Source organism: Immundisolibacter sp., from assembly GCF_028696615.1.
Taxonomy (GTDB): domain Bacteria; phylum Pseudomonadota; class Gammaproteobacteria; order Immundisolibacterales; family Immundisolibacteraceae; genus Immundisolibacter.
Window position 1 is genome coordinate 1 of the sequence record NZ_JAQVGQ010000015.1, and the last position, 21,016, is coordinate 21,016.

The window sequence follows — 21,016 nt, forward strand, 5'->3', positions numbered from 1 at the left end:
CCGGGCGGCCGCGTACAGGCGCGGCACGGTTTCGATGTTGTGGTTGAACACGTCCGGCGGCGCGCTGGCCAGAATCTCCAGCGCCACGTCGATGCGGTGGCGAAAATCCGGCACCAGCACCTCGACGGTGGTGGCCGGCGAGCGCTCGCGCACGGCGCGGATGCAGGCTGCGAAGTGCCCGGCGCCGCGGTCGGGCAGGTCGTCGCGGTCCACCGAGGTGATGACGACGTATTTGAGCCCCAGCGTCGCCACCGCATCGGCCAGATGCGCGGGTTCGGTCTGGTCGAGCGGGTCCGGGCTGCCGTGCGCCACGTCGCAGAACGGGCAGCGGCGCGTGCACTTGTGGCCCATGATCATGAACGTGGCGGTGCCCTTGCTGAAGCACTCGCCGATGTTGGGGCAGGACGCCTCCTCGCACACCGTGTGCAGGGCGTGCTCGCGCAGCAGCGTTTTCACGCGCTGGAAATTGGGGCTCGCCGGCAGGCGCACGCGCAGCCAGTCCGGCTTGCGCAGCGCCGCGCCGGCCGGCTCCACCTTGACCGGGATGCGCGACACCTTGTCGAGGCCGCGCTGGCCGAGCTTGCGGGAGGTGGTCACGGGCGGGTCCTGCGTCGGGTCGGATGGGCGCCGGATTTTACGCCGAGCAGTGGGCGTCGCCGGCCGTTGCGGCGGGCGGGGCGGCCCCGCCTCACACCAGCCACACCCAGGTCACCACCGCGAACAGCGGCAGCAGCACGGCGCAGGACCAGGCGAGGTAGCCGAAAAACGCCGGCATCTTGACTCCAGAGTTGAGCGCGATGGTCGCCACCATCAGGTTCGGCGCGTTGCCGACGTAGGTCAGGGCGCCCATGAACACGCTGCCGGCCGAGATGCCGACCAGCACCGGCGCGAGCGCCGTCATCAGGTGCTGGGCGTCCCCGCCGGCGAGGTTGAAGAACACCAGATACGTCGGCGCGTTGTCGAGGAAGGCGCTGAGCATCCCGCAGGCCCAGAAGTACATGGCCGGCAGCGGCTCGCCGCTCGGGCCGGTCACGAACTCCACCACCGGCGCGAACGGGCCGTCGTGCCCCGCGCGCAGCATGGCGATCACCGGGATGATGGTGGCGAAAATGCCCAGGAACAGCTTGGCCACTTCCGCCAGCGGCGCCCAGGAGAACTGGTTGTCGGCGTGCAGCGCGCGCGGCGTGAGGTGGAACGAGGCGACGGCGATGAGCAGCAGCGCCAGATCGCGCGTGAGCTGCGGCAGCGTCACCTCGGTGCCGAACACGTCCCAGGCGATGCCCGGCTGCCACAGGCCGCTCATCAGCACGCAGCCGCTGATCGCCAGCATGAGCGCGATGTTGCCCTTGCCGTCGATGCCGAACCCCGGCGTGTCCGGGGTCGGGTCCAGCGGCAACAGGTCTTCCTTGCGGTACCAGTAGCTGTCGATGGCGTAGAAGATCGCCAGCAGCGCCGCCACCAGGAACAGCGTCTTGGCCCACAGGTGCTGGGCGGTCCAGAAAAACCCGACGCCCTGCAAAAAGCCCAGAAACAGCGGCGGGTCGCCGAGCGGCGTCAGCGAGCCGCCGACGTTGCTGACCAGGAAGATGAAGAACACCACCACGTGCGTGCGGTGGCGGCGGTTGTCGTTGGCGCGCAGCAGCGGGCGGATCATCAGCATCGACGCGCCGGTGGTGCCCATCACGCTCGCCAGCGCCGTGCCGATGGCCAGCAGCGTCAGGTTGGTGCGCGGGCTGCCGTGCAGGTTGCCGCGGATGACGATGCCGCCCGCCACCGTGTAGAGCGCCGTCAGCAGGATGATGAACGGCAGGTACTCGGCGAGCAGGGCGTGCGTGAGGCCGGCGCCGGCCGTCTCGAGCCCGAACCGGCCGGCGAACGGCAGCAGAAAGGCCAGCGCCCAGGCGGCGGTGATCTTGCCGTAGTGCTGGTGCCACAGGTGCGGCACCAGCAGCGGCCCGAGCGCGATCGACAGCAGGATGCCGGCGAACGGCAGCGCCCAGACGGCGTCCAGCGCCGCGCCGTCGAGCTGGGCGCCGTGGGCGCACGCCGGCAGGCCAAGCCCTAGGGGCAGCCACCGCACCGCGAAGCGCGCGAGACGCGCTGCGTTCATCGCTCCATCCTCGGGTCGACCACGGTTCAGGCCGATTTGGGCGCGCGCCGCGCCCAGGCCTCGCCGAGCGCCAGCGTCGCCACCGCCGCGCCGATCAGCAACAGGCCGCCGGTGTTGGTCCACGACAGCGGCTCGCCCAGCCACAGCGCGCCGGCCAGCATGCCGACCACCGGCGTCGCCAGCGAGCCGACCGACGTGGTCACCGCCGGCAGGGCACGGGTCACGGTGAGCATCGCCCAGAAGCAAAAGCCGGTGGCGAGCGGGCCATTGTAGGCCAGGATGGCGAGCGACTGCGCCGTCCAGCGCGGCGCGGCATCGTGCTCGAACACCAGCGCCAGCGGCAGCAGCACCGCCACCGCCACCGTCTGCTGCCAGGGCACCAGCGACAGCGGCGAGCCCACCCAGCGGTGGCGGCGCACGTGTACGATCTGCAGCGCCCACAGCGCCGCGCCGAGCAGCAAAAGCCCGTTGCCGAACAGCACCGCCCGGTCCGACCAGTCGAAGCCGGCCGGGTTGAACAGCACCGCCACGCCGGCCAGGCCGAGCGCGAACGCCAGCAGCTTGCCGCCGGTCAGGCGCTCGCCAAGCACCCACACCGACAGCGGCAGCACCCACAGCGGCGTGGTGTAGGCCAGGATCGCCGCCCGCCCGGAGCCGACGTAGCGCAGCCCGAAAAAGCCGAGCGCCATGAAGCCGGCCATCTGCAGCACGCCGACCGACAGCACGATCGGCCAGTCGGCGCGCGCCGGCACGCGCAGCTCGCCGGCCAGCGCCGCCACCGCGAACATGGTGAGCGCCCCCAGCAGCATGCGCAGCAGGGCGAAGTGCAGCGGCGGGATGTCGGCGAGGCCGAGTTTCATCACCGGCCAGTTGATGCCCCACAGCACGATCACCAGCGCGAACAGCGCCGCGGCGGTGCGCCCCGACACCGCCGCGTTCGACGACGCCATCAGTCGGCCGCCTGGAAGCGTTCCAGCGGCTGGCCGTTGTCGGCGAACCACACCGGCAGCATGGTCAGGCGCTTGAAGTAATGCGCCACGTCGAGCTCGTCGGTGACGCCGATGCCGCCGTGCAGCTGCACCGCGCTCTGTCCCACCAGGCGCCCGGCGTCGGCCGAGAACTGCCGCGCCGCCGCCACCAGCCGCCGCCGCTCGGCGGCCGGCGCGGCGGCCTTGAGCGTGGCCGCCAGCGTCAGCGAGCGCGCCTGCTCGGCGGCGATGAACATATCCACCAGCGCGTGCTGCAGCACCTGGAACTGCCCGATCTTGCGCCCGAACTGCTCGCGCGTGCGCAGGTACTCGGCGGTGCGGTCGATCAGCGCCTGCATGCAGCCGAGCGCCTCGGCGCAGCCGGCGAGGGCGGCCAGATCGAGCAGCTCGTCGAGCAGCGCATAGCCGCCGGTCGGCTCGCCGAGCAGGGCGTCGTCGCGCAGCTCGACCCGATCGAGCGTGATGTCGGCCGCGCGCAGGCCGTCGATGGTGCGGTAATCGCGCCGGCCGACGCCGTGCGCCCGCGCCGGCACCAAAAACAGGCCGATGCCGCCGGTGGCGTCGAAGGCGCCGTGGCAGCGCGCGCTCACCACCAGCGTGTCGGCGCAGGCGCCGTGCAGCACCACCGTTTTGTGGCCGGACAGCTGCCAGCCGCCGGTGACCTTTTTGGCGCGCGTGGCCACGTACAGGCCGCCGCGCCGGCCGCCGGTTTCGGTGCTGGCCAGCGCCAGCTTGTGCGTGCCGGCGATCAGCGCCGGCAGGATGGCCTGCTGCTGCGCCGGCGTGCCGCCGCGCTGCACGGCAAGGCCGCCCAGCACGCTGGCCAGGTACGGCTCGACCACCAGGCCGTGGCCGAACGCCTCGAACAGCACCGCCAGATCGGCCGCCGTGCCGCCGAAGCCACCGACCTGTTCGGCGAACGGCAGGCCGAGCCAGCCGAGCTCGGCGAAGGTCTGCCAGTGCGCCTCGCTGTAGCCGCGCTCGCTGCCCACCAGCGCGCGGCGCTGCTCGAAGCCGTACTCGCGCGCGATGAAGCGCTCGGCCTGTTCCTTCAAAAGCTGCTGCAGTTCGGACAGGGCAAAGTCCATGACATTGGCTTCCGTTACAGGCCGAACACGGCCTTGGCGAGGATGTTTTTCTGGATTTCGTTCGAGCCGCCGTAGATCGACGTCTTGCGGGTGTCGAAGTAGCTCGCCGCCAGCGGCGCCGCGTACTCGGGGCCGATCGGCGGCTGTCCGCGCCAGCCGTGCCGGAGCACTTCCACGTCGTACGGCAGCGCGTGCGGCCCCACCGCCTGCATCAGCAGCTCGCTGAGCGCCTGCTGAATCTGCGTGCCGCGAATCTTCAGCAGCGACGCCCGATCGTCGGCCACCTTGCCGGTGGTCTCCTCCTGCCACAGCGCGCGCAGGTCCGTGTACTCCAGCGCCAAAAGCTCGATTTCCAGCCGCGCCAGCTGGTCGTTGAAGCGCGCATCGTTGCCCAGGCCGCGGTCGGCGGCGATGCGCTTCAGGCGCCGCAACTGCTGCTTGCTGCGCGCCACCCCGGCGATGTTGCTGCGCTCGTGCCCGAGCAGGAACTTGGCGATGCTCCAGCCCTGACCTTCCGCGCCGACCCGGCAGTCGGCCGGCACGAACACGTCCTCCAGAAACACCTGGTTCACCACGTGCAGGCCGTCGATGGTGACGATGGGCCGCACCGACACGCCCTTGGAGCGCATGTCGATCAGCAAAAACGAAATGCCTTCCTGTTTTTTGCCGCCGCTGCCGGTGCGCACCAGCGCGAACATCCAGTCCGCGTAATGGGCGTAGGTAGTCCACATCTTGCTGCCGTTGACGCGGTAGCCGCCGTCCACAGGTTCCGCGCGCGTGCGCAGCGAGGCCAGGTCCGAACCCGCGCCCGGCTCCGAGTAACCCTGGCACCACCAGTCCTCGGACGCCAGGATGCGCGGCAGAAAGCGCCGCTGCTGCGCCGGCGTGCCGAACGCCATCAGCACCGGCCCCAGCATCTTCAGCCCGAACGGCACGATGCGCGGCGTGTCCGCGGCGGCCAGCTCATCCTCGAAAATGTAGCGCCGCGTCGCCGACCAGCCGCAGCCGCCGAACTCGACCGGCCACGACGGCGCGATCCAGCCCTGCAAGTACAGCAAGCGCTGGAAGCGCACGTAATCGTCCTTGGCCAGCGCCAGCCCCAGCTGCACCTTGCGGCGGATGTCGGCCGGGTACTTGGCGTCCAGAAACGCGCGCACCTGCGCGCGAAACGCCTCGTCTTCGGGCGAGAAATCGAGATCCATGCCGCTCCTCCTGCGCCTGCGGTGGCCGGCCGGCGCGGGGCCGGCCGGTGGGCGGGATTGTAGGGGCCGGGCCCGGGCGGCGAAACGCGCGCCGGCGCGCCGCCTGCGCGCGCCGGCCGGGCGGCGCAACTTTTTTGCCTGCCCGCCCTCAAGCCCGCCGCCGCCGCCGTCGATACACAGGCCGGAAGCGGAGCCCGCCTCCGGGTTCCCGACACCGGCCGAACGCCCCCATGGCGCGGCCGCGGGGACCGCAACTCAAACTCAACGGTGGAGCATTCCCATGCCGCAAGTCGTCAACAGCAACATCAGCGCGCTCAGCACCCAGCGCAACCTCAACCGCAGCCAGGCCGACCTGACCACCTCGCTGCAGCGCCTGTCGTCCGGCCTTCGCATCAACAGCGCCAAGGACGACGCGGCGGGCCTTGCCATCGCCGACCGCATGACCGCGCAGATTCGCGGTCTGAACCAGGCGGTGCGCAACGCCAACGACGGCATCTCCATCGCCCAGGTGGCCGAGGGCGCGCTGGGCGAGGTCACCAACGCCCTGCAGCGCATGCGCGAGCTGGCCGTGCAGTCGGCCAACGACACCAACAGCGCCACCGACCGCGCCTCGCTGCAAAAAGAGGTGTCCGCGCTGGCGCAGGAAATCACCCGCCTGGCCACGCAGACCCAGTTCAACGGCAAGAACCTGCTCGACGGCTCGTTCGGCAACGGCGTGTTCCAGATCGGCGCCTACTCCGGCCAGACCATCAGCTTCGGCATCGGCAGCGCCAAGGCCACCGACATCGGCTCCAACACGGCCAGCTCCAACGCCAACGTGGGAGCTGCCCCGGCCGCGTCAGCAACTGTCGGCAGCAACGGCGTCGCCGCGCAGACCCTGACCGTTTCCGGCACCACCGGCACGGCCGCGGTTAGCATCACAGCCGACGCCAGCGCCAGGGGCATCGCCGCCGCGGTCAACGGCGTGAGCGCCACCACCGGCGTCACGGCCACCGCGCGCACCGAGGCGACGATCAGTAATCTCGGCGAAGCCGGCACGGTGAGCTTCAAGCTCTACGGCTCCAATACCACCGGTGTCGACATCTCGGCCAACGTGGTCAACAAGGACGACCTCAGCGCGCTGTCGGACGCCATCAACGCCAAGGCATCGTCCACCGGCATCACCGCCGAGCTGTCGAGCGACAAGAAGTCCATCAAGCTGGTCAGCGCCGAGGGCTATGACATCAAGGTGGGGGATTTCACCACCAGTGCCGCCACGACCACGACGGTATCCATCGCAGGCACGTCGATTGACGGCGCTAGTGGTTCGACCACCGACAGCATCGTCGTCGGCGGCAAGGTGTCGTTCAGCTCGCCGACCGCCTTCAGCGTCACCAGCAACGACACCACCAATACGGTGCTCGCCGCCGAAACGGCCTCCAGCAGCCTGTCCTCGGTCGGCGGCATCAACATCGGCACCCAGACCGGCGCCAGCAGCGCGCTCGACGTGATCGACGGCGCGCTGTCCTTCGTCGACAACCTGCGGGCCGATCTGGGCGCGGTGCAGAACCGCTTCGACTCGGTGGTGGCCAGCGGCCAGGCCACGGCGGAGAACGTCAGCGCGGCCCGTTCGCGCATCCAGGACGCCGACTTCGCCGCCGAGACGGCCAACCTGTCGCGCGCGCAGATCCTGCAGCAGGCCGGCACCGCCATGCTGGCGCAGGCCAACCAGCAGTCGCAGAACGTGCTGTCGCTGCTGCGGTAAGCGTGGCCGCGCCGGGCGCAACGACGGCAGTCAGCGGCGGGCCGGAGCCAGTCTCCGGCCCGCCGTTTGGCGTGCCCGCGCGCCGCGCCCCGTCGGGCGGCGTCCGGCGCCGCCCGCACCGATGGAGGATGACACCATGGACGTTCACCTCGACCCCGCCGGCCGCCCGCCGGCCGTGAGCCCCGCCCAGCCGGTCGCCGCCACGCCGGCGGCGCCGGACGCGCCGGCCAGCGGACGGACCGCCGATACACGCGGCGCGGACGCCCAGACCGCCGACCGGCCGGCCGACGCCGACCGCGCCGCCATCGCCCACACCGTGACGCAGTTGCAGGATCACGTGCAAAGCCTGCACCGCGAGCTGCGCTTTCGGGTGGACGAGACCACCGGCCAGGTGGTGGTGCGCGTGGTGGAGGCCGAAACCGGCCGCCTGATCCGCCAGATTCCGAACCAGAACGTGCTCGACCTGGCGGCGTTTCTGGAATCGGTCAGCGGGCTGCTGCTGCGCGAGCGGGCTTAGAGTGGGCGGCAGATGGCCGCTACCGGGCAGGTGCTCGGGGCCATCTGAAACATTCGACGGGAGCCTGACATGGCGGGATTGACCTCGACCGGCATCGGTTCCGGCCTGGACGTGGCCGGGCTGGTGAGCAAACTGGTGGATGCCGAGCGCACGCCGGTGCTGACGCGCCTGGCCACCAAGGAAGCCACGCTGCAGGCGCAGTTGTCCGGCTTCGGGCTGGTGAGCGGCGCGCTCGACAAGGTCAAGTCGGCGCTGGATGCGCTGAACTCGCCGACGCTGCTGACGGCCAACAAAACCACCGTCGGCGACGACAGCCGCTTTACCGCCAGCGCCGACGCCAGCGCGGCGCCCGGCAGTTATTCCGTGCAGGTGAGCCAGCTCGCCACGGGGCAAAAGCTGGCCTCGGGCGCGTTCAGCGGGCCGGACGCGGTGGTCGGCAGCGGCACGCTGACGCTGGCGCTCGGCGGCAACAGCGTCGACATCAGCATCGACGACGGCAACGACACCCTGGCCGGCATCCGCGATGCCATCAACGCCGCCCGCGACGCCGCCGGCCAGCCGCTCGGCGTGACCGCCACGCTGGTGACCAGCACCGGTGGCACGGAGCCGGCCGGCACCTACCTGCTGCTGACGTCCAGCGTCACCGGCGCCGCCAACACCATCAGCCTTGCCGCCAGCGGCGGCGACGGCGGCCTGGCGGCGCTGCAGTACCAAACCGGCGGCGCCAACAACGGCCTCACCGAGCGCCAGGCGCCGGCCAACGCGGTGGTGCAGGTGGACGGCTTCACCTACGCGAGCGCCAGCAACACGGTGACCGGGGCGCTGGCCGGCGTGACGCTGAACCTCAAGGCCACCACCGCCGCGCCGGTCACGCTCACCGTCGGCGCCGACACCGGCGCCGTGCGCGGCAAGCTGCAGGCGCTGGTGGATGCCTACAACGGCCTGCACCAGGTGATCAAGCAACAGGCCGGCTACGACGCCGCCGCCGGCAAGGGCGGCGTGCTGATCGGTGAACCCGCGCTGCGCAACCTGGAAAGCCAGCTGCGCCGGGCGCTGACCGAGCCGCTGGGCGGCGCAGGGCCGATCGAGTCGGCCGCGGACCTCGGCCTCGGCTTCGATGCCAGCGGCACGATGACGCTCGACGGCGCCAAGCTCGACGCGCTGCTGGCCGGCGATCGCGGCGCCGTGGCCGGCTTTCTGCAGGGCGAGCAGGGCGTGATCGGCCGCCTCGAGGGCGTGGTGGACGGCTATCTTGGCAGCGCCGGCGGCATCCTCAAGGCCCGCACCGACGGCATCGACCGGCGCCTGAAGGACATCGCCGACCAGCGCGATGCGCTCGCCGCGCGCATGGACGCGCTGCAGCAGCAGTACCTCAAGCAGTTCAACGCGCTCGACAGCCTGCTCGGCCAGCTGCAGTCGACCGGAACTTTCCTCACCCAGCAGTTGGCCTCTTTACCCGGCGCCCAATCGGCCGATAAGTGAGTCAGGCACCTAAAGAAGGGCTGAAAAATTCCGTCCGTGGAATTTTTCAGCCCGCCGTCGTGCGGTACACGCCCGCGCGCCGCTCCATGAATCAATGGCTTACGCCATCGATTCATGCCGGGGCATCCTGCCCCGGACGGAAACCGCTGAATAGATCAGCGGTTTCCTAACTCATCTTGTCGGAGGTTAACCGCATGTCCCCATCCGCCGCTGCCCTGAAGCATTACGCCGCCGTGCAGGTACAGGCCAGCGTGGCCGAGGCCACGCCGTACCGGCTGACCGCGCTGCTGTTCGACGGGGCGCTGGAGCGCATCGCCCGTGCCAAGGGCCATCTGCTGCGCGGCGAGCTGGCCGCCAAGGGCGAGCTGATCTCGGCCGCCATCGCCATCGTCGGCGAGCTGGCCGGCAGCCTGAACCGCGACGCGGCGCCCGAGCTGGTGGACCGCCTGGCGGCGCTGTACGACTACATCCTGCGCCGCCTGATCGAGGCCAACGCCGGCAACCGCGCCGAGCTGCTCGACGAGGCCGGCCGGCTGCTCGGCACGCTGGCCGACGCCTGGCGGGCCATCGATCCGGCCAACGCGCCGGCCGCCAACGACTGATGGACGCGCCAGACCTGCGCCCGGCGCTGGAGCTGACCGCCGCCATGCACGCCGCCGCCGCCGACGACGACTGGCCGACGGTGGCGACGCTGGCCGGCCAGCGCCACGCCGCCCTGCAGGCGGCGCTGGCCGGCGACGCCTGGCGCCTGGACCAGGCGCTGGTGGCGCAGCTGCGCGACATGCTGGCGGCCGACCGGGCGCTGGCCGCCCGCGCCGCTGACGCGCGCCGGCACACTGTCGCCGCGCTGCAGGAGCTGCGCGGCGGTCGGCGTATGCAGGACGCCTACGCGGCGCAGGCCGTCGGGGCGTAACCCAGCCGTCGATAAACACCATCAAGGGTCGGGTTCGCGGCTGAAGCCGCTCCTACGAAGAATGGTCATCCGGCCCATCCCGTAGGAGCGGCTTCAGCCGCGAACAGCCGAAGCACTCGTGACGGCGAACCGAAAACGGCCCACACAAATCCAGGATGTGTGTCGGCTGGCCCATCCCGTAGGAGCGGCTTCAGCCGCGAACGAACACAGGCGGCAGCGCCACCGCAGCGTCGCGCGGCGCATCGACCGGCAGGCTGCTGATGCCGGGGAGGGAATTTCTCGGCAAGTCCCCGCCGGCGCTACCCTGTCGGCGGCCGGCCTGTGCCGGACCCGGCAGGCGCCGCCGCCCAGCGCGAGGACACCGCATGCAGACCGATCATTCCGATGCCGACGACCCGCTGGCCGGCGGTCTGAGCCACACCCAGACGCTGGCGCTGCAGTGGCAGCCCACACCGACGCCGCCGGACGGCGCCGAGCTGGCCGAACTCAACCGCCGCGCCGTCACGCTGCTGGCGGTACTCGGCAGCCTCGAAGAACCGCCACCGCTGCCTGACGCGCCGCCGCAGCTGGCCCTGCACCTGCAGCGTTTGGACCAAAAGCTCGACCTGCTACTGGACCTGGTTGGCTGCTGGCTCGGCCGCGACCGGCCGCTGCCGCCCGCCCAGCCGGTGCGCCTTGGCGTGCGCGGCGTGCTGTGGCAGGCCGAGCTGCCGGCCGGGCCGGGGCGTGTCAGCCTGTACCTGCGCGCCGGCTTGCCGGCGCCGCTGCAGTTGCCGGCCTTGCTGCGACCGCTTGGCGATGGCCGGGTGCTGGCCGAATTCCAGCACCTGGAGCCGCCAGTGGTCGAGGCGCTGGAGCGTTACCTGTTCCGTTGTCACCGGCGCGCGGTGGCGCAGGCGCGGCGGCCGGCGTCACATTCTTGACACTGCCACACCCGCCCCGCACCATGCCGCGGCTTTGACGCACGGCCTGCAGGGAGAGGGGACCGGTCCGGTGCCTGTGCCTGCCCGCAGGCCCCGACCCGGAACCGAGGCATGCCCCGCGACAGTTTGCTGCTGGCCCCACCGCCGCCCGAGCTCTCTCCGCCGCCCGACGTGCTGCTGCGTTTTCTGGGTTACCGGCCGCTGCCGACCGACCGCCTGGACCAGCAGCCGGCGGACGACCCGCCGCTGGCGCTGCTGTTGTTCCAGGGTGGCCCGCACGAGGCGGCACTGGCGCTGCTCGAGGCTTGCCGCGCCCGCTGGCCGCGCCTGGCGGTAGTGCTGCTGACCCCTGGACAGACCGCCGATCCGAACTGGCAGACGGCGCTCGGCCGCGCGCTGGTGGCCAGCGTGCCGTTGCCGCTGAGCTACGACACGCTCAGCGCGGCGCTCGAGCGGGCGCGCTTCGTGCGCGAGCGCGCCGGCACGGCGCAGAACACCGGCTTGGTGTACCGCCTGGTCGGCCGCGGGCACGCCATGGAGCGCGTGCAGTACCTGATCGGCCGGGTCGCCGCCACCGACTCGAACGTGCTGATCCTGGGCGAATCCGGCACCGGTAAGGAAGTGGTGGCGCGCAACATCCACTTCCAGTCGGCGCGCGCCAACCGGCCCTTCGTGCCGGTCAACTGCGGGGCGATCCCGGCCGACCTGCTGGAAAGCGAACTGTTCGGCCACGAGAAGGGCGCCTTCACCGGCGCCATCAGCGCCCGCCAGGGCCGCTTCGAGGCGGCCGAGGGCGGCACGTTGTTCCTGGACGAGATCGGCGACATGAGCCTGCCGATGCAGGTCAAGCTGCTGCGCGTGCTGCAGGAGCGCGTGTTCGAGCGCGTCGGCAGCAACCGCAGCATCCAGGCCGACGTGCGCATCATCGCCGCCACGCACCGGGACCTGGAGGCCGGCATCCGCGAGGGCACCTTCCGCGAGGATCTCTACTACCGCCTGAACGTGTTCCCGCTCGAGCTGCCGCCGCTGCGCGAACGGCGCGAGGACATTCCGGCGCTGGTGGAAGAACTGGCGGCGCGCATCGGCCGCGAGAAGGGCATCCACGTGCGCTTCGGGCGCGACGCGCTGGCGGTGCTCGGCGCCTACCCCTGGCCGGGCAACGTGCGCGAGCTGGCCAACGTGATCGAACGGATGGCCATCATGCACGGCGACGGCGTGGTCGGCGCCGCCGACCTGCCGCGGCGCCTGCGCGAGGCGGCCGGCGCCGTCGACGCGCCGGCCGATCCCGACCTGCCGCTGCCGGCCCTGCCGCCGGCCGCCGCCGAGGTGCGCCTGCCGGCCAGCGGCTTCAATCTCAAGGACTACCTGGAGGAGCTCGAACGCAGCTACATCGTGCAGGCGCTCGGCGAGGCCAACGACGTGGTGGCGCACGCCGCCGAGCTGCTGAACATGCGCCGCACCACGCTGGTCGAGAAAATGCGCAAGTACGGCCTGCAGCGCAGCGGGGCGGCGCCGGATATTTGACGTCGCCCGCCGTAACATCCATATCACGCGGAAAAATATATAAAAAGTTATCTGGTACGGTGATTGCTTGAAGCCCGGCTGACCGGCCCCGACCGCGGGCCGCCAGCACCAGGACGCCGCCACCATGCCGGCCTCGCCAGACGCCAAAACCCGCCGCGATGCCAGCGCCTTCGACTACCTGTCGGGCGCGCTCGGCAGCTCCTACCGCCAGCTCGAACGCCGCCTTGACGCCCTGCAGCAGGAGCTGGCCCGCCAGCGCCCGCTGGCGCAACTGGGCGAGATGACCGCCGGCCTGGCGCACCAGGTGCGCACGCCGCTGGCCACCGCGCTGGTCTATGCCTGTCACCTGCGCGACGCGCCGCTCGACGCGGCCGAGCGCGCGCGCTTCGCCGAACGGCTGGTGGAGCGCCTGCGCCAGCTCGAACGCCTGGTGGCCGACATGCTGGCCTACGCGCACGGCGCCAAGGCCGGTGACGAACGCTTCACGCTGGCCGACTTGCTGCACGCGCTCGCCGCCACCGTCGAGCCGCGCCGGCCGGCGGCGGCGAGCCTGCAGCTGCCGGCCGCCGACCGCGGCGTGTTGCTGACCGGCAGCGTCGAGAACCTGGCCGGCGCGCTCGCCAACCTGTGCCTGAACGCCTTCGAGGCCGGCGCCCGGCAGGTCGGCGTCGAGCGCCTGCCCGCCGGGCGCGGCCGGCTGGCGCTGGCCGTCGTCGACGACGGGCCCGGCATCGCGCCGGGGCTGCGCGGGCGGGTGTTCGAGCCGTTCGTGTCCGGTCGGCCGGGCGGCAGCGGTCTTGGGCTGGCGGTGGCGCGCGGCGTGATCGAGCGCCACGGCGGGCAACTGCGCCTGGCCGAGTCGGCGTGCGGCTGCCGCTTCGAGGTCGAGCTGCCGGCGCAGCGGGCGTGGCGCACCGCGCCGCTGGAGGGCTGAGCCATGAGCCACGCCGCGGTGATGGTGGTGGAGGACGACCCGGCGCTGCGCGAGGCGCTGTGCGAGACGCTGGACCTGGCCGGCTACCGCAGCCTGCCGGCGGCTGACGGCCAGGCGGCGCTGGCGCTGCTCGAGCGCGAGCGCCCGGCGCTGGTGGTCAGCGACGTGCAGATGCAGCCCATGGACGGCACCGCGCTGCTGCACGCGCTGCGCCGGCGCCGGCCGGACCTGCCGGTGGTGCTGATGACGGCGTTCGGCACCATCCGCAGTGCCGTGCAGGCGGTGCGCGACGGCGCCGTCGAGTATCTGGCCAAGCCCTTCGAGCCGGCGGCGCTGGTGGGGTTGATCGGCCAGCTGCTGCCGGCCGCGGCCGCCGATGCCGACGCGCCGGTGGCCGAGGACCCGCGCTCGCAGGAACTGCTGGCGCTGGCCGCACGCGTGGCGTCGAGCGAGGTCAGCGTGCTGCTGACCGGCGAGTCCGGCACCGGCAAGGAGGTGCTGGCGCGCTACATCCACCGCCAGTCGCCGCGCGCCGGCGGGCCGTTCGTCGCCATCAACTGCGCGGCGATTCCGGAAAACATGCTCGAGGCGACGCTGTTCGGCTACGAGCGCGGCGCGTTCACCGGCGCGGTGGCGGCGCATGCCGGCAAGTTCGAGCAGGCCCACGGCGGCACGCTGCTGCTGGACGAGATTTCCGAGATGCCGCTCGGTCTGCAGGCCAAGCTGCTGCGCGTGCTGCAGGAGCGCGAGGTGGAGCGCCTGGGCGGCCGGCAGGCGATCGCGCTCGACGTGCGCGTGCTGGCCACCAGCAACCGCGACCTGCCGGCCGAGGTGGCCGCCGGGCGTTTTCGCGAAGACCTTTACTACCGGCTGGCGGTGTTTCCGCTGCACATCGCGCCGCTGCGCGAGCGCCCGGCCGACATCCTGCCGCTGGCGCGGCGTCTGCTCGCCCGCCACTGGCGGCGCGCGACGCCGGCGCCGGTGCTCAGCGACGCCGCCGCCGCGGCGCTGCTCGGCCATGCCTGGCCGGGCAACGTGCGCGAGCTCGACAACCTCATCCAGCGCGCGCTGATCCTGGCCGACGCCGGCGCCATCGAGGCCGCCCACCTGCTGGGCGGTCCACGGGCGACCGAGCCGGCGCCGCCGGCCGGCGAGCTGGACCGCGACCTGCGCCACCGCGAGGCGCAGCTGATCCTCACCGCATTGCGTGCCTGTGGCGGGCGGCGCAGCGCGGCGGCGGCGCAGCTCGGCATCAGCGAGCGCACGCTGCGCTACAAGCTCGCGCAGCTGCGCGAGGCCGGCTTCGAGGTGCCGGCCGCCCACGCCCGTCAGGAGGACTGACGCCATGTCGAACCTGCACATCGACGCCGTGTTGGGGCAGATGCGGGCGCTGCGCGCGCAGCTCGAGCAGGGCGCGGCGACGGTCAAGCCGGCCGCGGACGGCGAAAGTTTCGGCGCGCTGCTGGGGCAGTTCGTGCAGCAGGTCAACCAGACGCAGACCGGCGCCCAGGAGCTGGCGGCGCGTTTCGAGGCCGGCGACGAGAAAGTCACGCTGGCGCAGGCGGTGGTCGCCAGCCAGGAGGCCAACGTGTCCTTCCAGGCCGCCGTGCAGGTGCGCAACAAGCTGCTGGCGGCCTATCAGGACGTCATGAACATGCAGATTTGACGCCGTTTTCCGGGAACTGAACCACCATGGCCGAGTCCACCGCAGACAGCCCGCGCCCCGCCGGTCCGGCGGCGCTGATCCAGGGTTTCATCAAGCTGCCGCCGTCGCGTCAGGCGCTGGCGCTGGTGGCGCTCGCCGCCTGCATCGCCAGCATCGTCGGCATCGTGCTGTGGGCGCGCATGCCCGATTACAGCCTGCTGTACGGCAGTCTCGAGGAGCGCGACGCGGCGCAGGTGGTGGCGGCGCTCGAGAAGGCCGCCATCCCGTACCGCCTGGATGCCGCCACCGGCGCCATCCGCGTGCCGTCCACGGTGGTGCACGAGGCGCGCATGAAGCTGGCCGCCGAAGGCCTGCCCAAGGGCTCCGGCAACGGGCTCGAAATGCTCAGTCAGGAACCCGGCTTCGGCGTCAGCCGCTTCATGGAAAACGCCCGCTACCAGCACGCCGTGGAAGGCGAGCTGGTGCGCACCATCTCGGCCATGGCCGGCGTCGAGGCGGCGCGCGTGCACCTGGCGGTGCCGGAGCGGTCGGTGTTCGTGCGCGCGAACGACCAGCCGAGCGCGTCGGTGATGCTGCAGCTGTACCGCGGGCGCACGCTCGACGACGGCCAGGTGGCGGCCATCGTGCACCTGGTGTCCTCGAGCGTGCCGGGCCTGAATCCGGCTCGGGTGACGGTGGTCGATCAGGCCGGCAACCTGCTCACGCGCCCGGCCGGCCAGCGCGGCCTCGAGCGCTCGGCCGAGCAGTACGACTACGCGCGGCGCTTGGAACAGGACTACGTGCGGCGCATCGAGGACCTGCTGGCGGCGGTGGTCGGGCCCGGCGGCGTGCGCGCCAAGGTGAGCGCCGAGGTGGATTTCGAGGTCACCGAGCGCACGCGCGAGCAGTACGACCCCGACCGCACGGCGCTGCGCAGCAGCCAGGAAGAGGAAACCGAATCGGCCGCCGGCAGCAACGCCGGCGCCGGCGGCGTGCCCGGCACGCTCAGCAACCAGCCGCCGCAGGGCGGCACGCTGGCGCCGGCGGCGCCTGCCGTCACACCGCCCGCGGCGCAGGCGGCGGCACCGGCCGCGGCGCCGGGCGCACCGGCAGCGTCCACCGAGCAGCCGGTCACGGCGGCACCCGCCCCGATGGACCGCAGCCGGCGCGCGGTGCGCAATTTCGAGATCGACCGCACCATCAGCCACAGCAAGCTGGCTGGCGGCGGCGTCAAGCGCCTGACGGTGGCGGTGGTGGTGGACGACAAGCGCGTCACCGATGCCGACGGCAAGACCAGCAGCCAGCCGCGCACGCCGGAGGAAATCGAGCGCTACACGGCGCTGGTGCGCGACGCGGTCGGTTTCGATCCCGACCGCGGCGACAGCATCAACGTGGTCAACGCCGCCTTCGCGCCCACGCAGCCCGAGCCGCCCGTGCACGGCACACCGCTGTGGGAGCAGTCCTGGGTGTGGCAGGCGGTGCGGCTGCTGCTGGGCGCGGCGGCGCTGGCGGCGGTGCTGTTCGGCGTGCTGCGCCCGCTGCTGCGCAGCGTGCACCGGGCCGGTTTGGCAGTGACCGCGCAGGTGGGGCCGCCGACCGCCGAAGCGCTACCGGCGCCGGCCGCCGCGCCGCAGCGCCTGGCGGCGCCGGCCGCCGCGCCGGCCCTGCCCGACCTGCACGAACAGGACCCGCAGCGGGTGATGCAGGTGATGCGCACCTGGATGGCCGCCGATGCCTGAGGCCGGCAAACTGACCGGCGCCGAGCGGTCGGCCATCCTCATCCTGGCGCTCGGCGAGCGCAAGGCGGCCGAGGTGTTGGCGCGCATGGAGCCCAAAGAGGTGCAGCGCATCGGCGCCGCCATGACGCGCCTTGGCAGCATCAGCCGCCAGCAGATCGACGCCGTGCTGGCCGAGTTCGGCATGGCGATACAGAGCGACGCCATGCTCACGGTGGGCATCGAGGACTACCTGCGCAACGTGGTGGTGGGGGCGCTGGGCGAGCACAAGGCGCGCAGCATCCTCGACCGCGTGCTCGAAGACGACGACGCGCTCGGCAGCCTGAAATGGATGGACCCCAAATCCATCGCCACGGTGCTGCGCGACGAGCACCCACAGGTCACCGCCCTGGCGCTGGCCTCCATGGACCAGGACCAGGCGGCGCAGGTGCTGCTGCTGCTGCCGGCCGACCAGCGCGCCGACATCGTCGCCCGCATCGCCACCCTCGACGAGCTGCAGCCGGCGGCGCTGGCCGAGGTGCGGGCCATCCTCGAGCAGCACTTCTACCGCAACGCCACCGCCCCGCCGGCGCGGGTCGGCGGCGTCAAGGTGGCGGCCGGCATCGTCGGTCGGCTCGATCCGGCCATCGGCAACGGTGTACTGGAGGACCTGCGCGCCGGCAATGAGGAGCTGGAAAAACAAATCCAGGACAACCTGATCCTGTTCGAGCACCTGGCGCAGGTCGACGACAAGGGCCTGCAGGCGCTGCTGCGCGAGGTGACCTCGGAGGTGCTGCTGGTGGCGCTCAAGGGCGCCGACCAGGTGGTGCGCGAGCGGTTTTTCAAGAACATGTCCAAGCGCGCCGCCGAGATGCTGCGCGAGGACATGCAGCTGCGCGGGCCGGTGCGCCTGGCCGAGGTGGAGGCGGCGCAGAAGGAAATGCTCAGCGCCGCCCGCCGCCTGGCCGAGGCCGGCACGCTGCGCCTTGGTCGCTCCGGTGGCGACTATGTCGAGTAACACCTTCCAGCGCTGGGAGGCGGTCAGCGCGCGCGTGTCCGAGGCGGTCGACCCGCAGCTCGAACGGCTGCGCGCGCAGGCCCGCGAACAGGCGTGGGCTGCCGGGCACGCCGAGGGCTACGCCGCCGGCCTGGAACAGGGCCTGGCCGAGGGCCGCCGGCGCGCCGCCGAGGAGCTGGCGCAAAACCGCGCCGCGTTCGCGGACCTGCTGGACAGCCTGGCCGCGCCGCTGGCCGAGCTGGAACAGCAGCTGCTCGACGCGCTGCTGCAGCTTGGCTGCGCGCTGGCGCGGCGGGTGCTGCGGCACGAGCTGAGCGTCGCGCCGGCGCGCATCGCCGAGCTGGTGCGCGAGGGCGTGGCGGCGCTGCCGGCGACGGCGCGCCAGGTCAGCGTGCACCTGAACCCGCTCGATCTGGACCTGGTACGCGGCAGCGGCCCGCGCGGGCGCGGCGACGCGCGCGTCGAGCTGGTGGCCGATGCCGGCATCAGCCGCGGCGGCTGTCGCATCAGCAGCGAGGCATCCGAGGTCGACCTGACGCTCGAGACGCGCCTGGACGAGGCCTTCGCCCGCCTGCGCGAGAGCGACGCCCCATGAACGCCGGCTTGCAGAACCGTCTGGCCGCCCGGCTGCGCGAACGGGCCACAGCGCTCGCGCCGCTGCCGCCGGTGCCGGTGCAGGGCAAGCTCACGCGCATGGTCGGCCTCACGCTGGAGGCGGTCGGCCTGCCGGCGGTGATCGGCAGCCGTTGCCTGGTGCGCCAGCCGGGGCTGGCCGACATCGAGGCCGAGGTGGTCGGCTTCGCGGGCGACGTCATGTCGCTGATGCCGATCGACCCGGTCGACGGCCTTGGCCCCAACGCGCGCGTGCTGCCGCTGCGCCACGGCGCGCTGGCGCCGGTCGGCCCGGGGCTGCTGGGGCGGGTGCTGGACGGCGCCGGCCGGCCGCTGGATGGCAAGGGGCCGATCCGCGCCGAGGCGCAGGTGCCGCTCACCGGCACGCCGCAGAACCCGCTCGGCCGCCCGCCGATCCGCGAGCCGCTGGACGTGGGCGTGCGCAGCATCAACGCGCTGCTGACGGTCGGCCGCGGCCAGCGGCTGGGACTGTTCGCCGGCAGCGGCGTCGGCAAGAGCGTGCTGCTGGGCATGATGACCCGCTACACCGCCGCCGACGTGGTGGTGGTCGGCCTGATCGGCGAGCGCGGGCGCGAGGTGAACGAATTCGTCACCTCCATCCTGGGCGCCGAGGGCCTCAGAAAAGCGGTGGTCGTGACGGCGCCGGCCGACACCACCGCCCTGCAGCGCCTGCAGGGCGCCATGCTGGCGACGGCGATCGCCGAGTATTTCCGCGACCAGGGCCTGTCCGTGTTGCTGCTGGTCGACTCGCTCACGCGCGTGGCGCACGCCCAGCGTGAGATCGCGCTGTCGGTGGGCGAGCCGCCGGCCACCAAGGGCTATCCGCCGTCGGTGTTCGCCCGCCTGCCGGCGCTGATCGAGCGCGCCGGCACCGCGCCCGGCGGCGGCGCCATCACCGCCTTCTACACCGTGCTCACCGAAGGCGACGACCCCAACGACCCGATCGCCGACTCGGCGCGCGCCATCCTCGACGGCCACATCCTGCTCAGCCGCGACATCGCCGAGAGCGGCCTGTACCCGGCCATCGACATGGAAGCCTCGGTCAGCCGGCTGATGGTGGAGCTGGCCAGCCCGGCGCAGCTGGCCGCCGCGCGGCGCTTTCGGCAGCTTTATTCGGCCTTCCGGCAAAACCGCGACCTGGTGGCCGTGGGCGCCTACCAGGCCGGCGCCGATCCGCTGCTGGACGAGGCCATCGCCCGCCACGGGCAGCTGCTCGACTTTCTGCGTCAGGACCTGCGCCAGGGTGTCGATTTCGCCGGCAGCATGGGGGCGCTCGAGGCGCTGTTCCCGGCAGGTGCGGCATGAGCCCGCGCGCCGCCCGCCTGCAGCCGATCCTCGAGCGCCTGCTCGAGGTGGAACGCCAGGCCCACCAGCGCCTGCTCGCCGCCGAGACCGAACAGGCCGCCCAGCAGAACCGCCTGCGCGACCTGCGCCGCTACGCCGACGAGTACCGGCGGCGCACCCAAACCGGCGTGGTGTCGGCAGCCACGCTGCGCGAGTACCAGCAGTTCGTGGCGCGCCTGGAGCAGCTCGCCCTGCTGCAGGAACGCGCCGTGGCGGCGGCCGAGCAGGCCTGCCAGCAGGCGCGCGAGGCGCTGCAGCGCCAGCACCGGCGCAGCGAGGGTCTGCGCCGCCTGATCGACCGCTACCAGGCGCAGGCGCTGCGCAAGGCCGAACGGCGCGAGCAGCGGGCGCTCGACGACTGGGTCAACGCGCGGGTTCGCAGTGGTTAGCAGGCCAGGGATGGCTTGCCCCCGAATCAAGCGCGTCAAGCGCTTGATTCGGGGGAGGCTCGTCGCGGACATGCGCCGCGACGAGCCGAGTTGAAAAAGGGCAGGAAGCCCTTTTTCAACGGCCTGTTAAAGAAACGCTTACGTGTTGACGTCCGCCCTTCCGAGGCTGGATGCCCCGGCCTGAATGAATGGCATAAGCAATTGATTCATAGAAAATCGTTCGGGCGTTTACGGCGCGACGGCGAGCCGAAAAAGTCCACGGATGGAATTTTTCGGCCTCTGGCCAGGTGTGGGGCGCGGTATTGGCCCGCGATGTGCTTGGCCGTCGATGCGAACGGCGCCCGAACGACACGGACGCGATGACCGAGCCCATGCGCCGACGGCGCCCGCGAGCGCCAATTTCGAGAGGTTTTGGAGCGTGCAGACCGTCACTCCCATCCAGCCCGGCGTCGGCACTGCCAGCGCCAAAGAATCGCCCCTCGCCGGCAGCGACGACGGCGCCTTCCCGGCCACCTTGCGCGACGCCCTGACTGCGGCGGACGGCAACGCGTCGCCGCCGGCGGCCGGCAATATGCCGCCGCCGCAGGATCGCGCCGGGCAAGCGGCGCCGTTCCCGGCCGGCCCGCCGCCGGCCGCCGACGGGTCCGCGCAGCCGGCGCTCGACCCCGGCCCGCTGCGCACCGCTGGCGCGCCAGCCGGCGCGGCCACGGCTGTCGGGGCGGCCGATCCGACCTCGCCGTCGCTCACGCCGGCCAGCGCAACGCCGCCGCCGCAGGATCGCGCCGGGCAAGCGGCGCCGTTACCGGCCGGCCCGCCGCCGGCCGCCGACGGGTCCGCGCAGCCGGC

At 72.3% G+C, this 21,016-nt stretch carries 20 protein-coding genes and 1 pseudogene; 16 read left to right on the plus strand and 5 right to left on the minus strand.

The window, feature by feature from the left end; genetic code table 11:
- The 5 genes from PHC73_RS02095 to PHC73_RS02115 form a co-directional block, all read right to left on the minus strand.
- Positions 1–597: lipoyl synthase (locus tag PHC73_RS02095; protein WP_300123909.1), on the minus strand; the 597-nt coding region annotated here is incomplete at its 3' end.
- Between the two features lie 91 nt (positions 598–688).
- Positions 689–2,110, minus strand: coding sequence for a sodium:proton antiporter (locus PHC73_RS02100; RefSeq protein ID WP_300123910.1), 1,422 nt, complete (start codon positions 2,108–2,110; stop codon positions 689–691).
- Positions 2,111–2,136: 26 nt separating this feature from the next.
- Entirely contained in the window at positions 2,137–3,060 is a 924-nt protein-coding gene (locus PHC73_RS02105) for a DMT family transporter (protein WP_300123911.1), read from the minus strand.
- A complete protein-coding gene (locus tag PHC73_RS02110) occupies positions 3,060–4,187 on the minus strand; it encodes an acyl-CoA dehydrogenase family protein (RefSeq protein ID WP_300123912.1) in 1,128 nt (375 codons plus the stop codon). Before PHC73_RS02110 ends, PHC73_RS02105 begins: the two co-directional genes overlap by 1 nt.
- A gap of 14 nt (positions 4,188–4,201) precedes the next feature.
- On the minus strand, positions 4,202–5,389 hold the full coding sequence (locus tag PHC73_RS02115; protein WP_300123913.1) for an acyl-CoA dehydrogenase family protein: 1,188 nt from the start codon (positions 5,387–5,389) through the stop codon (positions 4,202–4,204).
- 280 nt (positions 5,390–5,669) lie between these two features.
- On the opposite strand from PHC73_RS02115, the gene PHC73_RS02120 reads away from it, so the two are divergent.
- The 16 genes and pseudogenes from PHC73_RS02120 to PHC73_RS02195 form a co-directional block, all read left to right on the plus strand.
- Complete coding sequence (locus PHC73_RS02120) at positions 5,670–7,133, plus strand: flagellin (protein WP_300123914.1); 1,464 nt, start codon at positions 5,670–5,672, stop codon at positions 7,131–7,133.
- Positions 7,134–7,269: 136 nt separating this feature from the next.
- Positions 7,270–7,650, plus strand: a complete 381-nt coding sequence (locus PHC73_RS02125) for a flagellar protein FlaG (RefSeq protein ID WP_300123915.1) — start codon at positions 7,270–7,272, stop codon at positions 7,648–7,650.
- Positions 7,651–7,719: 69 nt separating this feature from the next.
- The gene (gene fliD, locus PHC73_RS02130; RefSeq protein WP_300123916.1) at positions 7,720–9,132 is read left to right on the plus strand and encodes a flagellar filament capping protein FliD; all 1,413 of its coding nucleotides are present in this window, start codon (positions 7,720–7,722) and stop codon (positions 9,130–9,132) included.
- A gap of 194 nt (positions 9,133–9,326) precedes the next feature.
- Positions 9,327–9,734, plus strand: a complete 408-nt coding sequence (gene fliS, locus PHC73_RS02135; protein ID WP_300123917.1) for a flagellar export chaperone FliS — start codon at positions 9,327–9,329, stop codon at positions 9,732–9,734.
- The gene (locus PHC73_RS02140; RefSeq protein ID WP_300123918.1) at positions 9,734–10,045 is read left to right on the plus strand and encodes a hypothetical protein; all 312 of its coding nucleotides are present in this window, start codon (positions 9,734–9,736) and stop codon (positions 10,043–10,045) included. The genes fliS and PHC73_RS02140 overlap by 1 nt, the downstream gene beginning before the upstream one ends.
- A gap of 365 nt (positions 10,046–10,410) precedes the next feature.
- Positions 10,411–10,968, plus strand: coding sequence for a PilZ domain-containing protein (locus tag PHC73_RS02145; protein ID WP_300123919.1), 558 nt, complete (start codon positions 10,411–10,413; stop codon positions 10,966–10,968).
- Positions 10,969–11,079: 111 nt separating this feature from the next.
- Positions 11,080–12,492 carry a sigma-54 dependent transcriptional regulator gene (locus tag PHC73_RS02150; RefSeq protein WP_300123920.1) on the plus strand — a complete coding sequence of 471 codons (1,413 nt, stop codon included), beginning with the start codon at positions 11,080–11,082 and terminating at the stop codon, positions 12,490–12,492.
- A 124-nt stretch (positions 12,493–12,616) separates the two neighbouring features.
- Positions 12,617–13,426, plus strand: a complete 810-nt coding sequence (locus PHC73_RS02155) for a HAMP domain-containing sensor histidine kinase (protein ID WP_300123921.1) — start codon at positions 12,617–12,619, stop codon at positions 13,424–13,426.
- Between the two features lie 3 nt (positions 13,427–13,429).
- Positions 13,430–14,767 carry a sigma-54 dependent transcriptional regulator gene (locus PHC73_RS02160; protein ID WP_300123922.1) on the plus strand — a complete coding sequence of 446 codons (1,338 nt, stop codon included), beginning with the start codon at positions 13,430–13,432 and terminating at the stop codon, positions 14,765–14,767.
- A 4-nt stretch (positions 14,768–14,771) separates the two neighbouring features.
- Positions 14,772–15,092 (plus strand): flagellar hook-basal body complex protein FliE, encoded by a 321-nt coding sequence (gene fliE / locus PHC73_RS02165; protein ID WP_300123923.1) that lies wholly within the window; start codon positions 14,772–14,774, stop codon positions 15,090–15,092.
- Between the two features lie 26 nt (positions 15,093–15,118).
- Positions 15,119–16,810, plus strand: a complete 1,692-nt coding sequence (gene fliF, locus PHC73_RS02170) for a flagellar basal-body MS-ring/collar protein FliF (RefSeq protein ID WP_300123924.1) — start codon at positions 15,119–15,121, stop codon at positions 16,808–16,810.
- Positions 16,803–17,804, plus strand: coding sequence for a flagellar motor switch protein FliG (gene fliG / locus PHC73_RS02175; protein WP_300123925.1), 1,002 nt, complete (start codon positions 16,803–16,805; stop codon positions 17,802–17,804). Before fliF ends, fliG begins: the two co-directional genes overlap by 8 nt.
- Positions 17,794–18,399, plus strand: a complete 606-nt coding sequence (locus PHC73_RS02180) for a FliH/SctL family protein (RefSeq protein ID WP_300123926.1) — start codon at positions 17,794–17,796, stop codon at positions 18,397–18,399. Before fliG ends, PHC73_RS02180 begins: the two co-directional genes overlap by 11 nt.
- On the plus strand, positions 18,396–19,742 hold the full coding sequence (locus PHC73_RS02185) for a FliI/YscN family ATPase (RefSeq protein WP_300123927.1): 1,347 nt from the start codon (positions 18,396–18,398) through the stop codon (positions 19,740–19,742). The genes PHC73_RS02180 and PHC73_RS02185 overlap by 4 nt, the downstream gene beginning before the upstream one ends.
- Positions 19,739–20,170, plus strand: coding sequence for a flagellar export protein FliJ (gene fliJ / locus PHC73_RS02190; RefSeq protein ID WP_300123928.1), 432 nt, complete (start codon positions 19,739–19,741; stop codon positions 20,168–20,170). Before PHC73_RS02185 ends, fliJ begins: the two co-directional genes overlap by 4 nt.
- A gap of 418 nt (positions 20,171–20,588) precedes the next feature.
- A pseudogene (locus PHC73_RS02195) lies at positions 20,589–21,016 on the plus strand (hypothetical protein); the annotation flags it as partial.

Coding starts and splice junctions, on each gene's coding strand:
- PHC73_RS02100 (WP_300123910.1), bottom strand. CDS start 2,110: ATGAACGCAGCGCGTCTCGCGCGCTTCGCGGTGCGGTGGCTGCCCCTA.
- PHC73_RS02105 (WP_300123911.1), bottom strand. CDS start 3,060: ATGGCGTCGTCGAACGCGGCGGTGTCGGGGCGCACCGCCGCGGCGCTG.
- PHC73_RS02110 (WP_300123912.1), bottom strand. CDS start 4,187: ATGGACTTTGCCCTGTCCGAACTGCAGCAGCTTTTGAAGGAACAGGCC.
- PHC73_RS02115 (WP_300123913.1), bottom strand. CDS start 5,389: ATGGATCTCGATTTCTCGCCCGAAGACGAGGCGTTTCGCGCGCAGGTG.
- PHC73_RS02120 (WP_300123914.1), top strand. CDS start 5,670: ATGCCGCAAGTCGTCAACAGCAACATCAGCGCGCTCAGCACCCAGCGC.
- PHC73_RS02125 (WP_300123915.1), top strand. CDS start 7,270: ATGGACGTTCACCTCGACCCCGCCGGCCGCCCGCCGGCCGTGAGCCCC.
- fliD (WP_300123916.1), top strand. CDS start 7,720: ATGGCGGGATTGACCTCGACCGGCATCGGTTCCGGCCTGGACGTGGCC.
- fliS (WP_300123917.1), top strand. CDS start 9,327: ATGTCCCCATCCGCCGCTGCCCTGAAGCATTACGCCGCCGTGCAGGTA.
- PHC73_RS02140 (WP_300123918.1), top strand. CDS start 9,734: ATGGACGCGCCAGACCTGCGCCCGGCGCTGGAGCTGACCGCCGCCATG.
- PHC73_RS02145 (WP_300123919.1), top strand. CDS start 10,411: ATGCAGACCGATCATTCCGATGCCGACGACCCGCTGGCCGGCGGTCTG.
- PHC73_RS02150 (WP_300123920.1), top strand. CDS start 11,080: ATGCCCCGCGACAGTTTGCTGCTGGCCCCACCGCCGCCCGAGCTCTCT.
- PHC73_RS02155 (WP_300123921.1), top strand. CDS start 12,617: ATGCCGGCCTCGCCAGACGCCAAAACCCGCCGCGATGCCAGCGCCTTC.
- PHC73_RS02160 (WP_300123922.1), top strand. CDS start 13,430: ATGAGCCACGCCGCGGTGATGGTGGTGGAGGACGACCCGGCGCTGCGC.
- fliE (WP_300123923.1), top strand. CDS start 14,772: ATGTCGAACCTGCACATCGACGCCGTGTTGGGGCAGATGCGGGCGCTG.
- fliF (WP_300123924.1), top strand. CDS start 15,119: ATGGCCGAGTCCACCGCAGACAGCCCGCGCCCCGCCGGTCCGGCGGCG.
- fliG (WP_300123925.1), top strand. CDS start 16,803: ATGCCTGAGGCCGGCAAACTGACCGGCGCCGAGCGGTCGGCCATCCTC.
- PHC73_RS02180 (WP_300123926.1), top strand. CDS start 17,794: ATGTCGAGTAACACCTTCCAGCGCTGGGAGGCGGTCAGCGCGCGCGTG.
- PHC73_RS02185 (WP_300123927.1), top strand. CDS start 18,396: ATGAACGCCGGCTTGCAGAACCGTCTGGCCGCCCGGCTGCGCGAACGG.
- fliJ (WP_300123928.1), top strand. CDS start 19,739: ATGAGCCCGCGCGCCGCCCGCCTGCAGCCGATCCTCGAGCGCCTGCTC.